The organism is Streptomyces sp. NPDC088766, assembly GCF_044750845.1.
Lineage (GTDB): Bacteria > Actinomycetota > Actinomycetes > Streptomycetales > Streptomycetaceae > Streptomyces.
This window is the reverse complement of the sequence record NZ_JBIVKQ010000014.1, coordinates 117726-140471: the sequence shown is the minus strand read 5'-3', so window position 1 is coordinate 140471 and position 22746 is coordinate 117726. Positions and strand designations below refer to the sequence as shown.

At 72.1% G+C, this 22746-nt stretch carries 26 protein-coding genes; 15 read left to right on the top strand and 11 right to left on the bottom strand.

Annotated elements, in window-relative coordinates; genetic code table 11:
* Positions 1 to 103: 103 nt before the first annotated feature.
* The 4 genes from ACIP5W_RS20920 to ACIP5W_RS20905 all read left to right on the top strand — a co-directional run bounded on the left by ACIP5W_RS20920 (position 104) and on the right by ACIP5W_RS20905 (position 3708).
* A complete protein-coding gene (locus ACIP5W_RS20920; protein WP_401475390.1) occupies positions 104 to 994 on the top strand; it encodes a DUF4097 family beta strand repeat-containing protein in 891 nt (296 codons plus the stop codon).
* Between the two features lie 41 nt (positions 995 to 1035).
* Entirely contained in the window at positions 1036 to 2058 is a 1023-nt protein-coding gene (locus tag ACIP5W_RS20915) for an ATP-binding cassette domain-containing protein (RefSeq protein ID WP_401475387.1), read from the top strand.
* Positions 2058 to 2849: an ABC transporter permease gene (locus ACIP5W_RS20910; protein WP_401475384.1), complete on the top strand. Its 792-nt coding sequence runs from the start codon at positions 2058 to 2060 to the stop codon at positions 2847 to 2849. The genes ACIP5W_RS20915 and ACIP5W_RS20910 overlap by 1 nt, the downstream gene beginning before the upstream one ends.
* A 214-nt stretch (positions 2850 to 3063) precedes the next feature.
* Entirely contained in the window at positions 3064 to 3708 is a 645-nt protein-coding gene (locus tag ACIP5W_RS20905) for a TetR/AcrR family transcriptional regulator (protein WP_401475381.1), read from the top strand.
* Positions 3709 to 3719: 11 nt separating this feature from the next.
* Here the strand turns inward: ACIP5W_RS20905 and ACIP5W_RS20900 are convergent, their stop codons facing one another.
* Positions 3720 to 4655: a MaoC family dehydratase gene (locus tag ACIP5W_RS20900; protein ID WP_401475378.1), complete on the bottom strand. Its 936-nt coding sequence runs from the start codon at positions 4653 to 4655 to the stop codon at positions 3720 to 3722.
* 316 nt (positions 4656 to 4971) lie between these two features.
* Here ACIP5W_RS20900 and ACIP5W_RS20895 point away from each other — a divergent pair, with 316 nt between their 5' ends.
* Positions 4972 to 6897, top strand: a complete 1926-nt coding sequence (locus ACIP5W_RS20895; RefSeq protein WP_401475375.1) for an AMP-dependent synthetase/ligase — start codon at positions 4972 to 4974, stop codon at positions 6895 to 6897.
* 41 nt (positions 6898 to 6938) lie between these two features.
* Positions 6939 to 7418, top strand: a complete 480-nt coding sequence (locus ACIP5W_RS20890) for a hypothetical protein (RefSeq protein WP_401475372.1) — start codon at positions 6939 to 6941, stop codon at positions 7416 to 7418.
* Here the strand turns inward: ACIP5W_RS20890 and ACIP5W_RS20885 are convergent.
* From ACIP5W_RS20885 to ACIP5W_RS20860, 6 genes are all read right to left on the bottom strand, one after another.
* Positions 7364 to 7774, bottom strand: coding sequence for a Scr1 family TA system antitoxin-like transcriptional regulator (locus ACIP5W_RS20885; RefSeq protein ID WP_401475581.1), 411 nt, complete (start codon positions 7772 to 7774; stop codon positions 7364 to 7366). The genes ACIP5W_RS20890 and ACIP5W_RS20885 overlap by 55 nt on opposite strands.
* Before the next feature lie 146 nt (positions 7775 to 7920).
* Positions 7921 to 8358 (bottom strand): RICIN domain-containing protein, encoded by a 438-nt coding sequence (locus tag ACIP5W_RS20880; protein ID WP_401475369.1) that lies wholly within the window; start codon positions 8356 to 8358, stop codon positions 7921 to 7923.
* A 165-nt stretch (positions 8359 to 8523) separates the two neighbouring features.
* The gene (locus ACIP5W_RS20875) at positions 8524 to 9174 is read right to left on the bottom strand and encodes a class I SAM-dependent DNA methyltransferase (protein WP_401475366.1); all 651 of its coding nucleotides are present in this window, start codon (positions 9172 to 9174) and stop codon (positions 8524 to 8526) included.
* Positions 9175 to 9248: 74 nt separating this feature from the next.
* Positions 9249 to 9572, bottom strand: coding sequence for a hypothetical protein (locus ACIP5W_RS20870; RefSeq protein WP_401475363.1), 324 nt, complete (start codon positions 9570 to 9572; stop codon positions 9249 to 9251).
* A gap of 66 nt (positions 9573 to 9638) precedes the next feature.
* A complete protein-coding gene (locus ACIP5W_RS20865) occupies positions 9639 to 9953 on the bottom strand; it encodes an AzlD domain-containing protein (protein ID WP_401475360.1) in 315 nt (104 codons plus the stop codon).
* Positions 9950 to 10645, bottom strand: a complete 696-nt coding sequence (locus tag ACIP5W_RS20860) for an AzlC family ABC transporter permease (protein WP_401475357.1) — start codon at positions 10643 to 10645, stop codon at positions 9950 to 9952. The genes ACIP5W_RS20865 and ACIP5W_RS20860 overlap by 4 nt, the downstream gene beginning before the upstream one ends.
* Before the next feature lie 68 nt (positions 10646 to 10713).
* On the opposite strand from ACIP5W_RS20860, the gene ACIP5W_RS20855 reads away from it, so the two are divergent.
* Positions 10714 to 11289, top strand: a complete 576-nt coding sequence (locus ACIP5W_RS20855) for a helix-turn-helix domain-containing protein (RefSeq protein WP_401475354.1) — start codon at positions 10714 to 10716, stop codon at positions 11287 to 11289.
* A 179-nt stretch (positions 11290 to 11468) separates the two neighbouring features.
* On the opposite strand, the gene ACIP5W_RS20850 is transcribed toward ACIP5W_RS20855, so the two are convergent.
* Positions 11469 to 11672, bottom strand: coding sequence for a cold-shock protein (locus ACIP5W_RS20850; protein ID WP_003974443.1), 204 nt, complete (start codon positions 11670 to 11672; stop codon positions 11469 to 11471).
* Between the two features lie 298 nt (positions 11673 to 11970).
* Between ACIP5W_RS20850 and ACIP5W_RS20845 the strand changes: the two genes are divergently transcribed.
* The 4 genes from ACIP5W_RS20845 (at position 11971) to ACIP5W_RS20830 (ending at position 15558) form a co-directional block, all read left to right on the top strand.
* Positions 11971 to 12819 carry a menaquinone biosynthetic enzyme MqnA/MqnD family protein gene (locus ACIP5W_RS20845; RefSeq protein ID WP_401475350.1) on the top strand — a complete coding sequence of 283 codons (849 nt, stop codon included), beginning with the start codon at positions 11971 to 11973 and terminating at the stop codon, positions 12817 to 12819.
* A gap of 229 nt (positions 12820 to 13048) precedes the next feature.
* Complete coding sequence (locus ACIP5W_RS20840) at positions 13049 to 13828, top strand: prepilin peptidase (protein ID WP_401475347.1); 780 nt, start codon at positions 13049 to 13051, stop codon at positions 13826 to 13828.
* Between the two features lie 73 nt (positions 13829 to 13901).
* A complete protein-coding gene (mqnC, locus tag ACIP5W_RS20835; RefSeq protein WP_401475344.1) occupies positions 13902 to 15101 on the top strand; it encodes a cyclic dehypoxanthinyl futalosine synthase in 1200 nt (399 codons plus the stop codon).
* A gap of 7 nt (positions 15102 to 15108) precedes the next feature.
* The gene (locus tag ACIP5W_RS20830; protein ID WP_401475341.1) at positions 15109 to 15558 is read left to right on the top strand and encodes an imidazolonepropionase-like domain-containing protein; all 450 of its coding nucleotides are present in this window, start codon (positions 15109 to 15111) and stop codon (positions 15556 to 15558) included.
* 53 nt (positions 15559 to 15611) lie between these two features.
* On the opposite strand, the gene ACIP5W_RS20825 is transcribed toward ACIP5W_RS20830, so the two are convergent.
* On the bottom strand, positions 15612 to 16652 hold the full coding sequence (locus ACIP5W_RS20825; RefSeq protein ID WP_401475338.1) for a chitinase: 1041 nt from the start codon (positions 16650 to 16652) through the stop codon (positions 15612 to 15614).
* 307 nt (positions 16653 to 16959) lie between these two features.
* Between ACIP5W_RS20825 and ACIP5W_RS20820 the strand changes: the two genes are divergently transcribed.
* From ACIP5W_RS20820 to ACIP5W_RS20805, 4 genes are all read left to right on the top strand, one after another.
* Positions 16960 to 17337: a hypothetical protein gene (locus tag ACIP5W_RS20820; protein WP_401475335.1), complete on the top strand. Its 378-nt coding sequence runs from the start codon at positions 16960 to 16962 to the stop codon at positions 17335 to 17337.
* Between the two features lie 19 nt (positions 17338 to 17356).
* Entirely contained in the window at positions 17357 to 19681 is a 2325-nt protein-coding gene (locus ACIP5W_RS20815) for a bifunctional polysaccharide deacetylase/glycosyltransferase family 2 protein (RefSeq protein WP_401475332.1), read from the top strand.
* Between the two features lie 138 nt (positions 19682 to 19819).
* A complete protein-coding gene (locus tag ACIP5W_RS20810) occupies positions 19820 to 20914 on the top strand; it encodes an acyltransferase (RefSeq protein ID WP_401475329.1) in 1095 nt (364 codons plus the stop codon).
* 30 nt (positions 20915 to 20944) lie between these two features.
* Entirely contained in the window at positions 20945 to 21640 is a 696-nt protein-coding gene (locus ACIP5W_RS20805; protein WP_401475326.1) for a demethylmenaquinone methyltransferase, read from the top strand.
* Positions 21641 to 21694: 54 nt separating this feature from the next.
* Here ACIP5W_RS20805 and ACIP5W_RS20800 read toward each other — a convergent pair whose 3' ends face one another.
* Together ACIP5W_RS20800 and ACIP5W_RS20795 are read right to left on the bottom strand one after the other, a co-directional pair.
* Entirely contained in the window at positions 21695 to 22006 is a 312-nt protein-coding gene (locus ACIP5W_RS20800; protein ID WP_401475323.1) for a PASTA domain-containing protein, read from the bottom strand.
* 146 nt (positions 22007 to 22152) lie between these two features.
* Positions 22153 to 22659, bottom strand: a complete 507-nt coding sequence (locus ACIP5W_RS20795; RefSeq protein ID WP_401475320.1) for a GNAT family N-acetyltransferase — start codon at positions 22657 to 22659, stop codon at positions 22153 to 22155.
* Positions 22660 to 22746: the final 87 nt, after the last annotated feature.

Below are 22746 nucleotides of genomic sequence, written 5' to 3'. Positions count from 1 at the left end.
CGCCACCCCCTTCACCGGCGGATCGCCGATCGAACCGCCGACGTCACTCATCACCCGCCTCACCAGCGGGAACACCCAACCGAGCCAAGAGGACGGGACAGCCATGCCTGCTTTCGAGACCCCCGAACCGATCTCCGTCGTCCTCGAGCTGGAGGTCGGCACCGCCCGCATCACCGCGGGCAAGCGCACCGACACGGTCGTGGAGGTGCTGCCGCGCAACGGCTCCGACGACAACGACGTACGCGCCGTGCAGCAGACCCAGGTCACCTGCTCCGGCGGCCGCCTCACGGTCAGAACCCCCAAGAAGCGGTCCCTGTTCGGCAAGCCGGGCGCCGTGGAGGTGAGCATCGAACTGCCCGCCGGATCGGATGTCCGGGGCACCACGGCCATGGGCGGCTTCTTCTGCGAAGGCCGCCTCGGAGACGTCACGCTCAAGACCTCGCTCGGCGACCTCCAGGCCGACGACGTGGTCGCCGCCGGCCTGAGGACCGACCTCGGCGACATCCGCCTGACCCGCGCGAGCGGGGACGTCGAGGTCGTCGGCGCGGGCCGCATCGAGGTCGGCACGGTCGCCGGCGCGGCGACCGTCAAGAACGGCAACGGCGCGACCGGGATCGGCGAGGTGACCGGCTCCCTGAGGGCCGGCGCGGCCAACGGCGACATCTCCGTCGCCGTCGCGCACGGCACCGTCGACGCCAAGTGCGCCAACGGCCGCATCGAGATCGGCGTCGCCCACGCCGGCGTCGAGGCGGTCTCCTCCAACGGCCGCATCCGCGTCGGCGACGTGACCCGCGGCCGTATCGACCTGCGCACCTCCGTCGGTGACGTCGAGGTCGGCATCCACCAGGGCACCGCCGCCTGGCTCGACGTGACCACCAAGTTCGGCACCGTGCGCAACGCGCTCGGCTCCGCCGACGGTCCCGCGGACTCCGACGAGACCGTCGAGGTGCACGCCCGCACCGGCGCCGGCGACATCCTCGTCCGCCGCGCCTGACCCCGCGTACCCCGACTCCCCACCCCGGAAGGGCAAGCGTCATGACCTCCACGCAGACGTCCGCGCCGACCGCCGTGAACGGGACGGCGCCGGCGATCACCGCCACCGGACTGCGCAAGTCCTACGGCGAGAAGCTCGTGCTCGACGGCATCGATCTGAGCATCGCCGAAGGCACCGTCTTCGCGCTGCTCGGGCCCAACGGCGCCGGCAAGACCACCACGGTGGAGATCCTCTCCACGCTCATCGACCCCGACGCGGGCGAGGCCCGCGTCGCGGGCCGCCACCTGACCCGGGACGCCGACGCGGTGCGCACCGTGATCGGCGTCACCGGCCAGTTCTCCGCGGTCGACAACCTGCTGACCGCCGAGGAGAACCTGCTCCTCATGGCCGACCTGCACCACCTCGACCGGAGCGAGGGCAGGCGGCGGGCCGCCGACCTGCTGCACCGCTTCGACCTGTCCGAGGTGGCGGACAGGACGGCCGCCACCTTCTCCGGCGGCATGCGGCGCAAACTGGACCTGGCGATGACCCTGGTCGGCAAGCCGCGAGTCATCTTCCTCGACGAGCCCACCACGGGACTCGACCCGCGCAGCCGGCGCACCATGTGGGAGATCATCCGCGGCCTCGTCGCCGACGACGGCGTGACCGTCTTCCTGACCACCCAGTACCTCGAGGAGGCCGACCGGCTCGCCGACCGGATCGCCGTGCTGGACCACGGCCGCCTGATCGCCGAGGGCACCCCCGACGAGCTGAAGCGGCGCATCCCCGGCGGGCACGTCCGGGTCCGCTTCGCCGACGTCCAGGGCCTGGACACCGCCGCGGGCGTCTTCGGCGTCGGCACCCGCGACGAGGACTCCCTCACCCTCCAGATCCCCAGCGACGGCTCCGTCCCCGACCTGCGGGCCGTCCTCGACACCCTGGAGGCCACCGCGGTCCGGGCCGAGTCGCTCACCGTGCACACCCCCGACCTCGACGACGTCTTCCTGACCCTCACCGGTCGGGCCCGCCCCGCCGACACCGCCCGCCCCGCCGACACCGCCGTATCACCGAGGGAGAACGTCTGATGGCCGCCGTGTCCTACGCCGCCCGGGACTCCAGGACGATGCTGCGGCGCAACCTCAGGAAGGCCCTGCGCTACCCGTCCCTGACGCTCACCGTCGTCATCATGCCCCTGATGATGCTGCTGCTGTTCACCTACGTCTTCGGCAACGCCCTGGGCGCCGGCATCAGCGGCCTGCCCACCGGCGGCGGCGACTACATCGACTACGTCGCGCCCGGCATCATCCTCATGGCCGCCACCTCCGGCGCCCTGACCACCGCGATCAGCGTGTGCGTCGACAAGACCGAGGGCATCGTCAACCGCTTCCGCACGATGCCGGTCTCCCGGAGCGCGTTCCTGACCGGCCATGTCGTCGCGGGCGTGATCCAGACGATGACCAGCGTCGCGCTCGTCGTCGGAGCCGCCCTGCTGATGGGCTTCCGCCCCGACGCGACCCCCGTGGAGTGGGCCGCCGCACTCGGCCTGCTCACGCTGCTCACGTTCGGGCTCACCTGGCTCTCCGCCGCCATCGGCCTGGTCGCCAGGAACCCGGAGAGCGCCAGCAACATCCCGATGCCGCTCACCTTCCTGCCGTTCGTGGGCAGCGCCGTCGTGCCGACCGATTCCATGCCGGCCGGCCTGCGCTGGTTCGCCGAGTACCAGCCGTTCACGCCGGTCATCGAGACCCTGCGCGGCCTGTGGCTCGGCACCCCGATCGGTTCCGGCGGGGCCGTCGCACTCGCCTGGTGCGTGGCGCTCGCCCTGGTCGGCCACCTGTGGGCGCGCCGTACCTTCAAGGCCGGCGTCAAGCGCTGACCGCCGCTCTCCTCGGCCAAGTCCGCCGGCCCCAACCAGTGCCGCGGCAGGCAACGTTCGCCCCGTCGCGACGCCCGGCACGCCCTCTCGCCGCACCGGCCGAAAGCCCGAGTACGTCCAGTACGAGGACTTCCGGCCGGCACACCGGGAGCACGCACCGGACGCCGCTCCTTCACGGGCGAACATTGCCTGCCGCGGCACTAATCTTTTCCCCATGGGTGCCGTGAAGACCAAGCGGATGCCGCGTGCGGTCCGTGAGCAGCAGATGCTGGACGCCGCCGTGGAGACCTTCGGGCGACGCGGGTACATGGTCGCCTCGATGGACGAGATCGCCGAACTGGCGGGTGTGTCCAAGCCGTTGGTCTATCTGTACCTGAACTCCAAGGAAGACCTGTTCACCGCGTGCATCCGGCGCGAGGCCAAGGCGCTCGTCGAGGCGGTGCGCGCGGGGGTGGACACGGAGCTGACGGCCGACCGCCAGCTCTGGGACGGCCTGCTGGCGTTCTTCGCGCACACCGGCCGCCATCCGCACGCCTGGTCCGTCCTGCACATCCAGGCCCGCACCCACGGCGAGACGTTCGCCGCCGAGGTCACGGCGATGCGCGCGGAGATCGTGGCGTTCGTGACCCGGCTGATCGCGGTCGCCGCCCGCGAGGCGCACCGCGACCCGGACCTCCCCGAACGGGAGGTGGCGGGTCTGGCCGAGGCCCTGGTGGGCGCCGCCGAGTCCCTGGCCACCTGGGCCAACACGACCGAGTCGGTCAGCCCGCGCCAGGCGGCGGCCACCTTGATGAACTTCGCCTGGGCGGGCCTGGGCAACCTGATGACCGGCCGCCCCTGGTCCCCGCCGGAGTCCTGAACGCCGGACGCTCAGCCGGCCGGTGCCACCGGCTCCACCCGCCCCCGCAGGTGCGTGCGCCCCTCCTCGCCCGCCCCGCGCAGCTCGAACCGCCGCCCGTCCGCCGCGAGGGCCACCGCGCCGGGCAGCAGGACGGGTGCGCGGAAGTCGACGCGGACATGCGCGGCGGCCGGGGTGCCGTGGGCGGCGAGGCAGCGGGCCGCGGTCCACATGCCGTGGGCGATGGCGCGGGGGAAGCCGAGGAGACGGGCGGTGAGCGGGGAGAGGTGGATGGGGTTGCGGTCACCTGAGACGGTCCCGTACCGCCGTCCGACGTCGGCGCCGAGTCGCCACTCGTCCACCACGGGCAGCGGGCCCTCCGTGCTCGCCGGGGCCTGCCCGGCCTCCTGACCCGGCGTCCGGTGCCGGGCGAGGTAGGCGCTCTCCGACTCCCACACCGTCTCCCCGTCCTGCCGCAGCCCGGTGACGACGACCGCCTCCGTGCCGCGTCGGTGCGGGGTCAACCGGTCGACGTGGACGAGGAGTTCGTACGTCCCCGTGGCCGGGAGGGGCCGGTGCCGGGTGAGGGTGATCGACGTGTGGACCAGGCCGAGCAGCGGGAGGGGGAAGGCGCGGCCGCTCATGATCCGCATGGCCAGGGGGAAGCCCAGGACGTGCGGGTAGGTGATCGGCAGGGCGTCGTCGCCGGTCGGGAAGCCGCACACCCGCTCGTAGGCGGCCAGCCGGGCCAGGTCGACGCGCAGGCGGGGCAGGGTGAGCCCGTCGCCGGAGAAGGCGGCGCCGGGGCGGGGCCGCTTGAAGGGCGACAGGAGCGCGCCGCGGGCCAGGAGCGGGCCGAGGGCCGGGGGAGCGGAGAGCGCCGGGGCGGTCACGGTGTCCGCCTCCCGTCGGCGGGACGCGCGTTCCGGTCGGTCACATCCATCTTTCCTGCCCCCTCGACCACCCATGTCCACATCCTTACTCTGAAGTAAGGTTACCGCCGGTAAAAGGGTCGGCAACCCTGTCGGCGACCCCGTCGGCAACCCGCGCCCACGCCCGTCACCACCGAACCCGAGGGCCGCTCACCCACCCTGGAGGTTGCACAGCCCCGGCCCACGAACACCCCCGAACCCGCACGATCCCCACACGTCAGCCCCGTACGATCCCCTTCCTGACCCGGGAGCAACCTCTTTCTGCGGGTCCGTCCCGGTTGAACGCCTCGACGCACGAGGCACGTACCTCATGCAGCAAGCAGTTCGTCGCTGCACGCCCAGGGAGCCGCCCGTGTCCACCCCGTATCCGTCGTCCACCCCGGCCTTCGCCGGTTACGACGCTCCCCCCGCCCTCGTGGAACCCGAGACCCGCAGGCTGGACGGTGTCGTGCGGGAGGCGGCGATGCCGGCGTTCGCGCGCCCCGTGACGCACGGCTCGCTCGCCGAGCTGCCGTTCGACAACGCGGGGGCGGCGCCCGACGCGGTGGTCCTCAGCCGCAGGGACGCCGAGGGCCGGTGGTCGGACGTGACGGCACGGCAGTTCGCCGCCGAAGTCCTGGCCGTGGCCAAGGGGTTGGTCGGGGAGGGGCTGGTGCCGGGCGACCGGATCGCCATCATGGCCCGGACGACGTACGAGTGGACGCTGCTCGACTTCGCCGCCTGGGCGGCCGGACTGGTCACCGTCCCCGTCTACCCGACCTCCTCCGTCTTCCAGACCCGGTGGATCCTCCAGGACTCCGGCGCGGTCGCCCTCGTCACCGAGACCGTCGGGCAGGCGGCGGCCCTCGGCCCCGAACGCGACCGGCTGCCCGACCTGCACCACATCTGGGTGATCGAGAAGGGTCACGTGGACCGCCTCGCCGAACTGGGCGAGCAGCACGTCCCGGAGGCCGAGGTCGACGTCCGCCGGGGCATGCTGGTCCCCGACACCCTCGCCACCCTCGTCTACACCTCGGGCACCACCGGCCGCCCCAAGGGCTGCGCGCTCACCCACGGCAACTTCTTCGCCGAGGTCGACAACGCGATCGAGCTGCTCTCCCCGGTCTTCAGGCCCTCCACCGACGACGACCTGTCCGTGCTCCTCTTCCTCCCCCTGTCGCACGTCTTCGGCCGGATGGTCGCCATCGCCTGCATCCGCGCCCGCGTCCGCCTCGGCCACGCCCCGAGCCTCAGGTCCGACGAACTCCTGCCGGACCTGGCCGCGTTCAGGCCCACCTGCCTGCTCGCCATCCCGTACATGCTGGAGAAGATCTTCAACACGGCCCGCGCGAAGGCGGAGGCGGGCGGCCGGGTGGCCACCTTCGACCGCGCCGTGAACACCGCCGTCCGCTACGGCGAGGCCGTCGAGACCCGCAACGCGGGCGGAAGCGGGCCCGGCGCGGCCCTGCGCGCGGCCCGCGCCCTCTACGACCCGCTGGTCTACCGCCGCATCCGCAACGCGATGGGCGGCCGGGTCCGGCACGCCATCTGCGGCGGCTCCCCGCTGGGCCGCCGCCTCGCCGCCTTCTACGCCGGCGCGGGCATCGAGATCTACGAGGGCTACGGCCTCACCGAGACGACCGGCGCCTCCACGGTCACCCCGCCGATGAAGCCGCGCCTGGGCACCGTCGGCCGGCCGCTGCCCGGCACGAAGATCCGGATAGCGGCCGACGGCGAGATACTCGTCGCCGGCGACCACGTCCTGCGCGGCTACTGGGACCCGGCGGCCGGCGGAGTCGTCCCCGCCGCCCCCGACGGCTGGCTGGCCACCGGCGACATCGGCGAACTCGACGACGAGGGCTACCTCACGATCACCGGCCGCAAGAAGGAGCTGATCATCACCTCCGGCGGCAAGAGCGTCGCCCCCGCCCCGCTGGAGAACTGGCTGCGCTCGCACCCCCTGATCTCCCAGGCCCTGGTCCTCGGCGACGGCCGCCCCTACGTCTCCGCCCTGCTCACTCTCGACCCCGCCGGCCTGACCCACTGGCGCCAGATGAACGGCAAGCACCCGGTCCCGGCCGAACTCCTCACGGACGACGAGGAACTGCTCGGCGTCCTCCAGCGCGCCGTCGACGAGGCCAACAAGCTGGTCTCCCGCCCCGAGTCGATCCGCCGCTTCGCCGTCCTGCCCCGCGACTTCACCGAGGCCGAGGGCCACCTCACCCCCTCCATGAAACTGCGCCGCGCCGCGGTCCTGCGCGACTTCGCCGACGAGGTGGAGGGGCTGTACCGGCAGTAAAGGGCTCGCGGCGCGGCGCCACGGCCGGGGAGGATGCCGGCGTGAACGCCATCGAGTTCTTCCGCTACCCGCCGGCCGAGAGCCCGGCCCACCCGGACCACCTGGTGTGGGGCATCAGGGTCGACGGGACGGACCTGCGTGCGCTCGTCGGGGAGGTGACGTACCCGCTGTGGCGGGCCGAACTGGCGGGGGAGTTCGACGACGAGGCCGAGGACGAGAGGGAGACCGCCGAGCAGGTCCGTACCCAGCACGACGGCCTGGGCGTGACGGAGTTCGAGGACCACTTCCGCACGGCGGGGGACACCGTGCCGCTCCTCGGCTGCTCCTGCGGCATCTGGGGCTGCTGGCCCCTCATGGCCAAGGTCACCGTCACTCCTGCGACGGTGACCTGGTCGTCCTTCCGCCAGCCGTACCGCGAGCAGTGGGGGGAACTGGCCATGGGACCGTACGAGTTCCCCCGCGACGCCTACGAGGCCGCGCTGGCCGCTCCGCCGGTGCTGGACGAGGACCCGCTGCCGTAGGGGAGGAAGTGGGCCCGGGCGGCGGGGGAGAGGTCCAGGGCGGGGCCGGCGGGATTCTTGGAGTCACGGATGTGGACGGCGGTGGGACAGCCCTGTGCTTCCGTGTACGCCACCTGTGTGTGCTTCTTCGGGGGCAGAAGGTTGAACGCACCGCCCAGGTTGGGGTGTTCCTCCATCCTGGTCGGCATTACCTGGATCTCTACGCTCCGCATGACGCTTACTGCCGGCAGCCGCTGCAATTGCGCCTGGTGGACCTTCCGTCCGCCGATCGGCCGGTCCAACACCACCTCCTCGATCACGTGGCTGACGACTGGCGCGGGCCGGCGCTCGAACAGCCGGCGGCCGCGGATCGTCACGGCCCCGGACGCGGAGGGCGGCCGGGGCCTGGTGCTGGTCGCCGTACCGGCGACGGCGTGGGGGGTCGACGAGCGGGCGGTGGGCAAGACGGTGTGGGCAAAGATCCCGCTCACCGCCCGGAAGGGGACCGTCCGCTAACCGCGGGTCACCACGGGCCGTCGCAGCTGAAGTCGCTGATGCGCAGAGACCGGAGGGGGTCGTTGCCCATCTCGCTCGCGAGCCTGCTGACGAAGGTGCTGCCGCAGTCCACGATGTGCCAGCGCTGGCCGAGGTCGGACGTGTCGCAGTCGGACAGGTAGATGGCCCCTGCACCGTTGTTGTCCAGGCAGCGCGTGCTGGTGGTGTTCCTGATCATGTACCCGTTTTCCTCGTTCACCCGAATCTGCCAGGTGATCGGGTTGCTCGCGGTGTTGCAGGGGTAGAGAGCCACCTGCCTGCCGCTCTCCCCCATGCACAGACCGGTTTCGGTCTGCTTGATGGTGCGGTACTTCGCGTCCCAGCCGGTGGGGGTCGCGGCCGTCGCGGTCGTCGCCGACAGGGCGAGGAGCCCCACCGCGAGCGTTCCGGTGACTGCACGGGTCAATGTGCGCACGTTCGTCCTTTCGCAGCGGCGGCTGTCGGACCGGTTTCCGTCCGTCGGCCAGCGGCCGCCGACCCGTAGGAACGAGCAGATCGCCCAACCGGTTCACCGCGGGTTTCCCGCTCGCCCGGCCGAGCCCCGGGGCGGCCGCGTCACCGACCCGTCCGGTCACGCCTGGGCGCGGGCGACCAGGTAGGCCTGCGGCACCTTCTCGTCGAGGTCGGGCTCCGGTGCGCGGACCGTCCGGGAACGTACGGAGAAGCCTGCTTCGGTGAGCAGTTCGGCCATCGCCTCCGGCCTGCGACGCTGGAAGTGCAGGGACACCGGGTGGCCCCACGGCCGGTCGTGGTACTTGGGCTCGTCGCCGACCTGGAAGGCGAGGAGGGCGTGGCCGCCGGGCCTGAGGACGCGCCGGAACTCGGCGAAGAGACGGGGCAGTTCTTCCACGGGTGTGTGGATCGACGAGTACCAGGAGACGACCCCGTCCAGCGAGCCGTCCTCGTGCGTCAGCTCCAGCATCGAGCCCCGTTCGAACCGGATCCCCGGATTCTCCCGCCGCGCCACCGCCAGCATCGACTCCGACAGGTCCAGCCCGGACAGGGAGAGCCCGAGCGACGCGAGGTGCCCGGTCACCCGCCCCGGTCCGCAGCCGAGATCGGCCACCTTCCCGCCGGGGCCCACGAGTTCGGCGTACAGCGCGAACACGGCCCGGTCCCACGGGAGCTTCGCGTGCAGGTCGCGGAAGCGGTCGGAGTAGTCCTCGGCGACGGCGTCGTAGAAGGTACGGGTGGCGGTGAGGAAATCGGGGGCTTCGGTCATGCGCGGGACCGTAGCCGCTACCTCTGACACCGGCCCCGGCCCGGCCCCGGCGGCGCCGGACCGGTAGGAGCCCGTTACTCCGGTGACTCCCCGGGCTCCCCGGGCTCCCCGGGCTCCCTGGGCTCCCCGGGCTCCCTGGGCTCCCTGGGCTCCCCGGCCTCCCGGGTCTCCCCGGCCTCCCCGCGCCCGCGCGCGACGCCCGCACCGGCACCGGCGCCGATGGCCGTGCCCAGGCCCATGCCGAGGGAGAGGCCGAGGCCGAGGTCGTGGAAGACGGTCGGCCCGAGCGTGACGCCGAGGGCCGTGCCGATCCCGAGCCCGGCCGCGAGGCCGACCGGTACGGCGGTCGCGGCCCCGGAGCCGTCGGAAGTCCCCTCCGTTCCCTCGCCGTTGTCCATGTGATCCCCCGTTTTCCGTCAGGTCCCGCCGCCGGTCCGCGAGGCGCGGCCCCCCGTTGTCGCGGCTCAGCCCACGCCCAGGGCCCGCAGTCCCGCCGCCGTCGCCGCCGCACCCAGCACCACCACCGGGAACGGCGCCCGCCGCCACGCCAGGACCACGGCCACCAGCACCCCGGCCGGGCGCGACCACCCCGCGAAGCCGCCGCCCTCGGTCAGGGCGCCGGTCGCCAGCAGCGCGGCCAGCAGCACCACCGCCCCCGCCGACAGCAACTCCCTTACCCGCGCGGGCAGTACGACCCGCCCGTGCAGCGCGGGCCCGATCAGCCGGAACCCGTACGTCCCCACCGCCAGCACCAGGATCACGGCGACCGACGCACTCATACGGCCTCCGGCTCCCGCCCGTACGGAAACAGCCCGGCGAGTGCCGCCAGGACCGGTACCCCGGGCGGGACGGCCGGCGTCAGCGCCAGGGCCAGGGCGGCGCCGAGGGCCGCGGAACGCCGCAGCCGGGCGTCCCCGCGCAGGGCGGGCAGGACCAGGGCCACCAGGACGGCGGGGAAGGCGGCGTCGAGGCCGTACGCGGCGGTGTCCCCGAGGGCGCCGCCGGCGAGGGCCCCGGCCAGCACGCCGGCGTTCCACACGGCGAACAGCCCGATCCCCGAGATCCAGAAGGCCGCCCTGCGCCGTTCGGGGTCCGGCTGGGCGAGCGCGAAGGCGACGGTCTCGTCCGTGACGAGGTGCGCGCCGAGGAAACGGGCCGTGCGACCGGGCCCCAGCAGGTCGGCGACGGCCAGCCCGAACGCGGCCGTCCGGGTGTTCAACAGCAGTCCGGTCGCCGCCGCGGCCACCGGCCCGCCCCCGGCCAGCAGTATCCCCACCGCGCTGAACTGCGCCGATCCCGCGTACACCAGCACGGACATCGCCACCGGCACCCAGACCGGAAGGCCCCCGGCGACGGAGATCGCCCCGAAGGACACGCCGACCACCCCACTGGCGAGCCAGACGAGTGAGCTGTCCCGGACGAGGGCCCGCTGGACGGCGGTTGTGTGGGGTGTTCGGTTTGGCGAACGCATGTTTTCTACAATGAACAGACCGGCCGCTGTTCGTCAAGCCGAACATCCGTACCGATGGAGCGAACGACATGTCCGACGCCGCGCCCCCGCAGCCCGCCCGCCTCCCCCTCGACCGGATCGCCGCGTCCCTGCGCCGCGAGCGCACCCGTGCCGGGCTCTCCCTCTCCGAGCTGGCCAAACGCGCCGGCATCGCCAAGTCCACGCTCTCCCAGCTGGAGGCGGCGAGCGGGAACCCCAGCATGGAGACGATCTGGGCGCTCGGCGTCGCCCTGGGCGTCCCGTTCAGCGCGCTGGTGGAGCCCCCGGTGTCCGCGGTGCGGGTGGTCAGGGCGGGTGAGGGGCCCACGGTGGCCTCGGAGCAGGCGCCGTACGCGGCGACCCTGCTGTCCGCCAGCCCGCCGGGCGCCCGGCGGGACCTCTACCACCTCCGCGCCGAACCGGGCGCGGCCCGGGTCTCGGAGCCGCACATCCCGGGCACGGTCGAGCACCTGATCGTGAGCACCGGGCGGGTGCAGGCGGGGCCGGTCGGGGAGACGGTGGAACTGGGGGCCGGGGACTACATGACGTACCGGGGCGATGTGCCGCACTCGTACGAGGCGTTGCTGCCGGGGACGACGTTCGTGCTCGTCATGCAGCACGTGTAGTCGGGCGGGACGTGTAGTCGGGCGGGACGTGCCGTCGGGCGGGACGTGTCGTCAGGCGGGACGTCCCGTCACGCGGGACGTGCGGGGTCGCCGTCGCGGAAAGGCAGGAGCCCCGTCGCCTTGCGGCGCGGGGCTCCTTGGGTACTGCTCTCAGAGACTTGCGTCAGGGTGTGGTGCGATCAGACGGGGGTGACGTTCTCCGCCTGCGGGCCCTTCGGGCCCTGGGTCACGTCGAAGGAGACCTGCTGGTTCTCCTCGAGCGAACGAAAACCCTGCGCGTTGATCGCGGAGTAGTGGACGAAGACGTCGGGGCCGCCGCCCTCCTGGGCGATGAAGCCAAAGCCCTTTTCGGCGTTGAACCACTTCACGGTTCCGGTAGCCATAAGCCCTCCTTGGGCCCAAAGGGTTGCCCTGCTCCAGAACCCTGCAAGCGTGAAAGCGAGTGCCGCACAACTGCATACGTCTGAAAACGACGAGAGCCCGCGGTTACATGCTCCGCAGGCTCTGTACTGCAAGGGAAACCAAACTGCAACTTGCGGCGAGCCTAGCATGCGGGCAGCCGAAAGCAACAGAGGTCAAGATCACGTCACCCGGATGTTTGAAGATCCGGAAAAGGGGTTGACGTCTGCCGTCGCGGGGGGCGGACTCAGCAGGCTACCGGACGGGGTCTATCGTCGCGATGTGGACAATTCTCGCACCCGGCCGCGCGTCGGCCACATCCAGTTCCTGAACTGCCTGCCCCTGTACTGGGGGCTCGCGAGAACCGGCGCCCTCCTCGACTTCGAGCTGGCCAAGGACACCCCGGAGAAGCTCAGCGAGCGGCTGGTGCGGGGGGACCTCGACATCGGGCCCGTCACCCTCGTCGAGTTCCTGAGGAACGCCGACGACCTGGTGGCCTTCCCCGACATCGCCGTCGGCTGCGACGGTCCGGTCATGTCCTGCGTGATCGTCTCGCAGGTGCCGCTGGAGGAACTGGACGGCGCCCGCGTCGCCCTCGGCTCCACGTCCCGCACCTCCGTGCGCCTGGCCCAGCTCCTGCTGTCCGACCGCTACGGCGTCCGGCCCGACTACTACACCTGCCCGCCCGACCTCAGCCTGATGATGCAGGAGGCCGAGGCGGCCGTCCTCATCGGCGACGCGGCCCTGCGGGCGAACCTGCTGGACGGACCGAAGTACGGCCTCCAGGTGCACGACCTCGGGACGCTCTGGAAGGAGTGGACCGGCCTGCCGTTCGTCTTCGCGGTGTGGGCGGCCCGCCGCGACTACCTGGAGCGCGAACCGGTCATCACCCGCGAGGTCCACAAGGCCTTCCTCGCCTCCCGCAACCTCTCCCTGGAAGAGGTCACCAAGGTCGCCGAGCAGGCAGCCCGCTGGGAGGACTTCGACGAGCAGGTCCTGGAGCGGTACTTCACCACGCTCGACTTCCGCTTCGGCCCCGCACAACTGGCGGCCGTCACCGAGTTCGCCCGCCGCGTCGGCCCGACCACGGGCTTCCCGGCCGACGTGCACGTGGAACTGCTCCAGCCCTAGGGCGTGTTTCGAAAGTGGCGTCGTCTGCCCGAAGGGCAGGCCCGGCGGCGTCTGGTGCGTGCGATCGCAAGGCGGAGGGTCGCCCCGATACTGGTTGTATCGGGGCGATCCCGACAACGCGGCGAGCGTGCGTGCCAGACGTCGCCAGGCAGACGGGACTTTCGAAACACGCCCTAGGCGGGCGGGGCTCGGATGTGCCGTCCGGACCGGCAATCGGGGGTGGGGTTCCTTGGCCGTCGTACCGATCGACGCTCTGCTGATCGCCCTCGCCGCGCTGTGGGGCGCGGCGGCGGGAGTGGTGCTGCCGCGGGCGGCGTACCGGTTCTCGGTGGAGCTGGAGGAGGGGGACGGCGGGGCGGGTGACCCCGTCGGCCCCGGCCGGCGTCGTACCTGCCCCGACGGCCACCCCCTGCGCGGCTGGCTCGGTCCCGCCCGCTGTCCGGGCTGCCCCGCCACGAACCCGCCGTACGGCCCCGGCGCCCTCCGCCTCCCCCTCGTCACCGCGCTGCTCTGCGCCGGCCTGGCGCTCGCCACCGGCGCCCGGCCCGAGCTGGCCGTGTGGCTGGCGCTGACGCCCGTCGGGGTCCTGCTCGCGGCCGTCGACCTGCGGGTGAGGCGGCTGCCCGACCCCCTCACCCTGCCCCTCGCGGCCGCCGCCCTCGCCCTGCTCGGCGTGGCCGCGCTGCTGCCCGAGCACGCCGGTGACTGGACGACGGCCCTGCTGGGGTCCCTCGCGCTCGGCGCCGGCTACCTCGTGCTGCACCTGATCAACCCCGGCGGCATGGGCTTCGGCGACGTGAAGCTCGCCCTCGCCGCGGGCGCCGCCCTCGGCTGGTACGGCTGGGCCACCGTCATGCTGGGCACCTTCGCCGGGTTCCTGTCGGGCGCGCTGTACGGCGGGGTGCTCCTGCTCGCGGGCCGGGCCGGGCGCAGGACGGCGATCCCGTTCGGGCCGTTCCTGATCGCCGGTGCGTACACCGGCGTGCTGATGGGGGCGTACGCGGCCTGAGGTGAGCCGGTCGGAGGCGCTGGCGTAGGCTGGCCGGGTCCGTCCACAACCCTTGACGAAAGGGACGCTCCCGGTGACCGAGAAGGCCGACCTCCAGTCCGTCCTCGACCGTGCCGCCGAGGGTGGGCGGATCACCCCCGAGGAGGCGCTCGCCCTCTACCGCGACGCGCCCCTGCACGCGCTGGGCGCCGCCGCCGACGCCGTGCGCCGCCGTCAGTACGCCGGCATCGAGCACATCGCGACGTACATCATCGAGCGGAACATCAACTACACGAACGTGTGCGTCACGGCGTGCAAGTTCTGTGCCTTCTACGCGGCGCCGAAGGATACGGCCAAGGGCTGGACGCGCGACCTGGACGACATCCTGCGCCGGTGCGCGGAGACCGTCGAACTCGGCGGCACCCAGATCATGTTCCAGGGCGGACACCACCCGGACTACGGCGTGGAGTACTACGAGAAGCACTTCTCCGCCATCAAGAAGGACTTCCCGCAGCTCGTCATCCACAGTCTGGGGGCGAGCGAGGTCGAGCACATGGCGCGGATCTCGAAGGTGTCCGTCGAGGAGGCGATCCGGCGCATCCACGCCGCGGGGCTCGACTCCTTCGCCGGGGCCGGCGCCGAGCTGCTCCCCGCCCGCCCGCGCAAGGCGATCGCCCCGCTGAAGGAGTCCGGCGAGCGCTGGCTGGAGATCATGGAGATCGCGCACAACCTCGGTGTGGAGTCCACGTCGACCATGCTGATGGGCACCGGCGAGACCAACGCCGAGCGCATCGAGCACCTGCGGATGATCCGTGACGTACAGGACCGGACGGGCGGCTTCCGGGCCTTCATCCCGTACACCTACCAGCCCGAGAACAACCACCTGAAGGGCCGAACCCAGGCGACCCTCTTCGAGTACCTGCGGATGATCGCGATCGCCCGCCTCTTCCTCGACAACGTCCGCCACATCCAGGGCTCCTGGCTGACCACGGGCAAGGAGGTCGGCCAGCTGTCGCTGCACTACGGCGCGGACGACCTCGGCTCCATCATGCTGGAGGAGAACGTCGTCTCCTCCGCCGGCGCCAGGCACCGCTCCAACCGCCTGGAGATCATCGACCTGATCCGCAAGGCGGGCCGCGTCCCGGCGCAGCGCGCGACGACGTACGAGCACCTCGTGGTGCACGACGACCCGGCGAACGACCCCGTCGACGAGCGGGTCGTCTCCCACATCTCCTCCACCGCGATCGAGGGCGGCACCGCGCACCCCGAGCTGAAGCTGCTGGCCTCCAACTGACCTGCCCATGCTGACGATCCACGCGGCGGACGAGGTCCGTCACGTCTGGGACGACCCGGAGCCGATCGAGGGCGGCGCCGTCGCCGTCCAGGGCATCCGGGTCGCGGGCGTGGGGCCCCTCGCGGAGCTGGAGCAGCGGTTCCCCGGCGCGCGCGTCCGGCGCTGGCCCGGTGTGCTCGGCCCCGGACGCCTCCACGAGGGCCCCCTGCCGGATGCCCCGAGCCCGCGCGAGCGCATCCATGCGGTGCTGAAACTCGGCGCGGTGGCCGTCCTCGCGGAACACACCGGCTCACCCGGACTCCGGGCCGCCGCCGAGCGGGGCGACGTCGTCGTGCTGTCGCGGGCCCGGCCGACCGCGATCATCGAGACCGGCCGCGCCGACCTCGCCGTCTTCGATGCGGACGGCGTGTGCCTCGCCACCGTGTGCGCGGGACGGCTCGTGCACCGGCGACGCTAGGGTCTGTCGTACGGCGGGAGTCCGACGGCAGGTCCGGCCGACCGGGCGGCACGTCATCCGGAGAAGGCCTCCGCGAACGCCCCCGAACTCTGCTCGACCCCGCTGCAGTCGGTCAGCGCGTCGGCCGCGTCGGTGCCCTCCTCGCACTGCCGGTCCCGGAACGTCGACCACATCGACACCCAGGAGATGCCCTTCTCCTCGGCGAACGCCCGCACCTGCGCGGCGTCCGCGAGCGTGAACGTCTCGCCCGCGACGTCGTTGACGCCGATCATCGAGGTGAGCGCCATGCCCTTCCAGGCGTCGGCGTCCGCCGTGCCGAAGACCTCCTTGAGCTGGGCGTGCGCGGCGGTGGCCGAGGTGATGGCGTACCCGCCCATGTCCCCGGCGTACGACTCCCCGTAGTTCATCGTCATCAGGTTGACGGCGGACACCTGGACGTCGTACTTGTTCGCCGAGGTCAGCAGCGCGAGGCTGTCGGAGTCCAGCCCCGACGGCATCACCGGGAGGGTGAACGAGACCTCCAGGTCCGGGCGTTCCTCCTGGAGCGCGGCCATCGCCCGGGAGCGCAGGGCGACCGAGTCGGCGTCGGTCAGTTCCTCGCCCTCGATGTCGAAGTCGGCCCGGGTGGAACCGGCCGCGTCGAGCGCCGCGCCGTAGGCCGCGGTCAGCTCCGCCACGCTGTCGCAGGTCGCCGCCAGTTCCTTGCCGGAGGCGCCGCCGAAGGAGACCCGCACCGAGGCGCCCGTCGCGGTGAGCGCGGCGACGCGCGAGGCCACGGTCGCGTCGTCGACCGCGTAGGCGCCGTTCCACTCCGGGGTGCAGCCAGTGCCGTCGGAGATGACGAAGGCCAGGTTGTACGTCGAGGGGGAGCCCGCGGCGTCGTTCGCGGAGGCCTCCGCGGCGTTGACGTAGGGGGCGTACGACGTGCCGGACGCGGCGCCGGAACCGGTACCGGCGCTGGGGCCGGCGCCGGTGCTCTGCCGCGGTGTCGCGGGTGCCGCGTCCGACGTGCCGCCGGACCCCGCGGAGCATCCCGCCATGGCCAAGGCAAACAGGCAGGTGAGCCCGGCCGCCTGCCTCAGGAAACTCCTCATTGCGCATGCACCCGCTCTCGTGATTTCTGTCTCAGGACGGAAACAAAGACCGTTCCCGAACTCGAAATGTCTCACATTCGGGCGGCCCGTACCGCGACGGTGAACGCACAGCCATTTCATGGACATATATGGTCGAAACGGGACTGTTTGGCGCCCAAAACGGGCGATCGGCCCGCCTCCCTCCCGGGTGGGTGGCGCATGCGTTCGCCCTTTCTCTCAGGCAAGAGACAGGTTCGGCCGTTCCTCATGGCTCACTCACAAGAAGACCAGAGTTCGGAGCACATAAAGGCTCCCTAATATCCGGGGAATGCATTCCGAGCCTGCCATCGAAAGCCGTGCCGCCGCTCGCGGTCGCCGTCGCAAACGCGGCAACGACTCCGCCGCCGAGGGCCCCGTGTTCGTTGACAACTCCGGACGCCGGTCCCGGCTGCTGCGCCGGATCGGCCTCCTCATGGGCGTCGGCTGCCTCGTCTACGCGGCCGTCCTCGGAGCCGCCTTCATGGGCTGGGGCACCTCGCTCACCCCGTCCTCGCTGCTGCCGTTCGGCGGCAACGCCCAGGAGGGCCAGGGCCCCGGCGGGATGCGCCCGGACGGCGGCCTCGGCAACCGGATCGGCCTGCCGGGCGGCACCCTGCCCACCGGCGCCGCCTCCCCCTCCCCGTCCGCCTCCGCCTCCGCCAACTGACCGGAACGCAGCCACCCCCATGACGACGACTCCCTCCCGCGGCCGGCGCCGCGCCCCCTCCCGCATCGGACGGGCGGCGGGCAAGGCCGCGGCCCTCCAGAAACCCCGCGTCATCCTGGCGGGGCTGCTGCTGCTCGCCCTCACCAGCGTGATGCTGCTCGACGGCTATCTGCGCGCCGAGGTCGGCGGCGACCAGCGGGTCCGCACCGGGGCCAGCGCGAGCAAGGTGCCCGACGACATCCTCGACGGCGGTCCGATCCTCACCTTCCGCGGCGGCCAGGCCGTCACCGTCTCGGTGCCGGACAAGACGATCGCGCTCACCTTCGACGACGGCCCCAACCCCACCTGGACCCCCCAGGTCCTGGAGATCCTCGAGAAGTACGACGTGCCCGGCACCTTCTTCCTGGTCGGGTCGATGGTCTCGCGCTACCCCGGCATCGTGAAGGACATGGTCGAGCAGGGCAACGAGGTGGGCATCCACACCTTCACCCACGTCGACCTCTCCTACCAGAGCGACGCCCGCGTCGACCGCGAGATGCAGCAGACCCAGCTGGCGCTCGCGGGTGCGGCGGGCATCACCACCACGCTGTTCCGCGCGCCGTACTCCTCCAAGACGGACGCCATCGACAACTACAGCTGGCCCGTCTACCAGCGGCTCGGCGAGGACGGCTACACCAGCGTCTTCGTCGACACCGACAGCGACGACTGGAAGAGGCCGGGTGTCTCCAAGATCATCGAGTGGGCCACGCCGGAGGACGGCAAGGGCGCCTCGGTCCTCTTCCACGACGCGGGTGGCGAGCGCTCCCAGACCATCGCCGCGCTGCCGACGTACATCAAGAAGATGAAGGCGGCCGGCTACACCTTCACCACCATCAGCGGCGCGATGCAGGAGGAGGCCGCGGCGGCGCGCGAGGCCTCCGGGCAGCAGCAGGCGGCCGGTGCCGGTGCCGGTGCCGGTGCCGGTGCCGGTGCCGAGAATGGTGCTGGTGCTGGTGCTGGTGCTGGTGCTGGTGCGGCCGGGGGGACGGGGGGCGGGCTCCAGGCCGCCCACCGTGAGGCCACCGGCGTGTCCCTGTACGAGGGCAAGGCGCTCGTCGCGGCGGTCGCCGTGGCCGAGTGGACGGTGCCGACGCTCTCCGTCGGACTGGCCGTCGTGGGTGTCGCCGTCATGGGCCGCTTCGGGATGATGCTGATCCTCGCCCGCCGCCACCACCGCAGGCGCAACAGGCGCCGCTTCAGCTGGGGACCCGCCGTCACCCGGCCGGTCAGCGTGATCGTCCCGGCGTACAACGAGAAGGAGTGCATCGCCAACACCCTGGAATCGCTGGCGCGGAGCACCCATCCGATCGAGATCGTCATCGTGGACGACGGATCGACGGACGGCACGTCCGAGATCTCCCGCGAGGCGGCCGAGGCCCTGGGCATGACGAACGTCCGCGTCATCCGCCAGGAGAACGCGGGCAAGCCGGCCGCCCTCAACAACGGAGTCCGCAACGCCAGTTGCGACATCGTCGTGATGATGGACGGTGACACCGTCTTCGAGCCCGACACCGTGCGTCACCTGGTCCAGCCGTTCGCCGACCCGAAGGTCGGCGCGGTCGCCGGCAACGCCAAGGTCGGCAACCGCAACACGGTCATCGGCGCCTGGCAGCACATCGAGTACGTGATGGGCTTCAACCTCGACCGCCGCATGTACGACCTGCTGCGCTGCATGCCGACCATCCCCGGCGCGATCGGCGCCTTCCGCAGGGACGCCGTCCTGGAGGTCGGCGGCATGAGCGAGGACACCCTCGCCGAGGACACCGACATCACCATCGCCATGCACCGCGCCGGCTGGAACGTCGTCTACCAGGAGCACGCCCGCGCCTGGACCGAGGCCCCCGGCTCCCTCAAGCAGCTGTGGTCCCAGCGCTACCGCTGGTCCTACGGCACCATGCAGGCCCTCTGGAAGCACCGCAAGTCCCTGACGGACAAGGGGCCCTCGGGGCGCTTCGGGCGCGTCGGCATGCCGCTGGTCGTCCTCTTCCAGATCGTCACGCCGGTCTTCGCCCCGCTGATCGACGTGTTCACCGCCTACTCGATGATCTTCATCGACTTCAGGGCGTCCCTGCTGGCCTGGCTCGCGGTCCTGGGCGTACAGCTCGTCTGCGCCGCGTACGCCTTCCGCCTCGACCGCGAGAAGTACCGCTACCTGCTGATGATGCCGCTCCAGCAACTCGCCTACCGCCAGATGATGTACCTCGTCCTCATCCACTCCTGCATCACCGCCCTCACCGGCGGCCGGCTGCGCTGGCAGAAGCTCAAGCGGACCGGCGAGGTCGGGACCCCGGCCGGGGTGAGCTGAGTGGGGGCGCACAGCAAGGGCCCGGTCCGCGGCCCGGTCCGACGGGCCGCCGTCACGGACACCCCCTCCGGCCCCGGCCCCGGCTTCGATTCCGGCCCCGGCCCCGGTTCCGTCACGGACACGGCTCCCCTGCCCGCGGTGGGGACGCCGCCGGCGGGGCCGCCGGATGTGGGACCGCCGCCGGTGGCGGGGCCGCGGGCACCCGGCCGTGACCGCTACTTCGACAGCCTCCGGGCCCTCGCCCTCATCCGGGTCGTGGCGTACCACACCTTCGGCTGGGCCTGGGCGGGCCTGGTCTTCCCCTCCATGGGCGTCATGTTCGGCCTGGCCGGCACCCTGATGGCGAAGTCCCTGGAACGCCCGGCGCTCACGGTGGTGCGCGGCCGTCTCCGCAGACTCCTGCCGCCCTTCTGGTTCTGGGGCGCCTTCGTGGTCGCGGCGATGCTCGTCCACGGCTGGATGCCGGGCCGGCAGATCGTCTACTGGATCGTGCCGCTGGGCGATCCGCCGGGCAACGCCTGGGGCGAGCAGGCCTGGGAGATCCTCTGGTACCTGCGCACCTACCTGTGGTTCGTGCTGCTCTCCCCGCTCCTGCTCCGGCTGTTCCGTCTCGCCCCGGTCCCCGTCCTGGTCGCGTCCCTCGCCCCGGTCCTGGTCCTGAACTTCGCCTGGGCCGGCCCGGACGACCGCGTCGGCACCGCCCTGTGGGACCTGTCGACGTACCTCTTCTGCTGGATGCTCGGCTTCGCCCACCGCGACGGCGTGCTCCAGCGCGTGAAGCCTGCCCTGGTGGTCGTCCTCTCGCTCGCCGCCATGGCGTACGGCGGCTGGTGCGCCTTCGCGCAGCGGGCCGAGCACGGCACCTACGACCTGGACGAGAACCCGCTCGCGCAGGCCTTCTGGTCGGCCGGCTTCGTGATGCTGCTGATGTGGGCGAAGGCGTACTTCCGGATCGACTTCGCCGGGCTCACCCGGCTGAGGCGCCTGAACCGGCTGGTCTCCGTCTTCAACGCGCGCGCGGTGACGATCTACCTCTGGCACGAGATCGCCCTGGTGCTGGCGGTTCCGCTGATCGACCGGTTCTGGGACGTGCCGGCCTTCGAGGCGTACCTGCCGCTGGAGAGCCAGTGGTTCCTGTTCGCCGTCGGCTGGCTGCTGATCGTGGTGTTCGTGCTGCTGTGCGGCTGGGTCGAGGACGTGGCCGCCCGGAAGAAGCCGAGGCTGCTGCCGTGAGGGCCGGCCCCCTGCTGCCACAATGGGCGGGTGACCCGTGCTTCCCTGAACAAGCAGCCCCACGAAGTCGCCTCGATGTTCGACCGCGTGGCGGAACGGTACGACCTCACCAACGACGTCCTCTCGCTCGGTCAGGACCGCAGGTGGCGCAAGGAGGTCGCGCGCGCCGTCGACGCCCGCCCCGCGCAGAAGGTCCTCGACCTGGCGGCGGGCACGGCCACCTCCTCACTGCCCTTCGCCCGGAGCGGCGCCTACGTCGTCCCCTGCGACTTCTCCCTCGGCATGCTCCAGGTGGGAAAGCAGAAGCACCCCTGGCTGCCGCTCACCGCGGGCGACGCGACGAGGCTGCCGTTCAAGGACGACACCTTCGACGCCGTCACCATCTCCTTCGGGCTGCGCAACGTGCAGGACTTCGACGCGGCCCTGCGGGAGATGCACCGGGTGACGCGGCCCGGCGGACGGGTCGTGATCTGCGAGTTCTCGCACCCGACCTGGGCACCCTTCCGCCAGGTCTACACCGAGTACCTGATGCGCGCCCTGCCCCCGGTCGCCCGCGCGGTGTCCTCGAACCCCGACGCGTACGTCTACCTCGCCGAGTCCATCCGTGCCTGGCCCGACCAGCCCGCCCTCGCCGAGCACCTGCGCGAGGCCGGCTGGTCGAAGGTCGCCTGGCGCAACCTCACCGGCGGGGTGGTCACCCTGCACCGGGGCTTCAAGAAGGACTGACCGGCCGGGAGGGCCGACCGGCCGGGCGGACGGGGCGGCCGGCTGTCCTGGCGGCTACCCCGTGACCGGCTCGAGGGGATCTCGTGCCGGGGCCGGTTCGCGCCGCAGCCCGCCTCCGCCCGGCGCCGGCAGCCGTGGTTCGCGGACGCCCGCGCCGCCGCCCTCGTCCTCCGCGAAGTCGAACCACACGGTGACGACCGCCCCGCGCGGCACCTCGGCACCGGGCGGCGGGTACTGCCGTACGACGTGGTCGACGACGGCCCGGTGGAAGTCGGGCCGGTCGGGCGCGGCCAGCAGCACTCCTTGTGCGGCGGCCGCTTCGCGCGCGTCCACGGCCATCAGGCCGACCAGCCTCGGTACGCGCACCTCGGGTGTTTCGGGCCGGATGAGCACAGATGTCACCCCCTGCGGTACGGGAAGGGTAACCGTGCCGGGGGTCCCTCCGGAAGCCTCCGGTGCCTTTCCGTGACGATCCGCTACTCACAGTCACGCGAGTGGAGTTGAGTCCTCCGCTACAGGTCCAGTCGGTAGCAGTGCGCTTCTCGCCGTGACCCGGGGGCGGTGAACACGTCGGCCAGCCGCATGCCGAGCCGCCGGGTGACGGCGATGGACCGGGAGTTGGGCGCGGCGACCATGGCCACCACGCCCGGCACCCCCGCGTCCCGCACCCGCTCCAACGTCATCCGCGCCGCCGCCGTGGCGTACCCCCGGCCCCAGTACTCCCGGCCGAGCCGCCAGCCGATCTCGATCTCACCGGTCGGGCCCCACTCCCGGTCCCAGGGCTGGGCGCCGGTGAAACCGACGACCCGCTCGGACTCGTCGAGCATCGTCCACAGGCAGAACCCGCGCTCGGCGTCGTGCCGGCGCTGGCGGGCGGTGAGTTCCTCGTAGACCGAGAGCCCCGCGGAACGGCCGCCGTGGAACTCCATGACCTCCGGGTGGTCGAAGACCCGGTGCCACGCCACCGCGTCCTCGTCCGTGGGGACGCGCAGCCGTACTACGGGGAGAACTCGGTTCACGGGGGCAGCCCTTCAGCAGGTTGATCGATTCTCCTGAATAGACTGCCCATGTCCAGTGCCGGTCGGCACGCAATTCCGAACCTTGGG

Bases quoted from the DNA above. Each gene is read 5' to 3' on its own strand.
- ACIP5W_RS20830 (WP_401475341.1), top strand. From the start codon at position 15,109: ATGCTGACGATCCACGCGGCGGACGAGGTCCGTCACGTCTGGGACGAC.
- ACIP5W_RS20900 (WP_401475378.1), bottom strand. From the start codon at position 4,655: ATGGGTGGTCGAGGGGGCAGGAAAGATGGATGTGACCGACCGGAACGC.
- ACIP5W_RS20825 (WP_401475338.1), bottom strand. From the start codon at position 16,652: ATGAGGAGTTTCCTGAGGCAGGCGGCCGGGCTCACCTGCCTGTTTGCC.
- ACIP5W_RS20860 (WP_401475357.1), bottom strand. From the start codon at position 10,645: ATGCGTTCGCCAAACCGAACACCCCACACAACCGCCGTCCAGCGGGCC.
- ACIP5W_RS20870 (WP_401475363.1), bottom strand. From the start codon at position 9,572: ATGGACAACGGCGAGGGAACGGAGGGGACTTCCGACGGCTCCGGGGCC.
- ACIP5W_RS20920 (WP_401475390.1), top strand. From the start codon at position 104: ATGCCTGCTTTCGAGACCCCCGAACCGATCTCCGTCGTCCTCGAGCTG.
- ACIP5W_RS20855 (WP_401475354.1), top strand. From the start codon at position 10,714: ATGTCCGACGCCGCGCCCCCGCAGCCCGCCCGCCTCCCCCTCGACCGG.
- ACIP5W_RS20915 (WP_401475387.1), top strand. From the start codon at position 1,036: ATGACCTCCACGCAGACGTCCGCGCCGACCGCCGTGAACGGGACGGCG.
- ACIP5W_RS20905 (WP_401475381.1), top strand. From the start codon at position 3,064: ATGGGTGCCGTGAAGACCAAGCGGATGCCGCGTGCGGTCCGTGAGCAG.
- ACIP5W_RS20875 (WP_401475366.1), bottom strand. From the start codon at position 9,174: ATGACCGAAGCCCCCGATTTCCTCACCGCCACCCGTACCTTCTACGAC.
- ACIP5W_RS20815 (WP_401475332.1), top strand. From the start codon at position 17,357: ATGACGACGACTCCCTCCCGCGGCCGGCGCCGCGCCCCCTCCCGCATC.
- ACIP5W_RS20820 (WP_401475335.1), top strand. From the start codon at position 16,960: ATGCATTCCGAGCCTGCCATCGAAAGCCGTGCCGCCGCTCGCGGTCGC.
- ACIP5W_RS20850 (WP_003974443.1), bottom strand. From the start codon at position 11,672: ATGGCTACCGGAACCGTGAAGTGGTTCAACGCCGAAAAGGGCTTTGGC.
- ACIP5W_RS20910 (WP_401475384.1), top strand. From the start codon at position 2,058: ATGGCCGCCGTGTCCTACGCCGCCCGGGACTCCAGGACGATGCTGCGG.
- ACIP5W_RS20865 (WP_401475360.1), bottom strand. From the start codon at position 9,953: ATGAGTGCGTCGGTCGCCGTGATCCTGGTGCTGGCGGTGGGGACGTAC.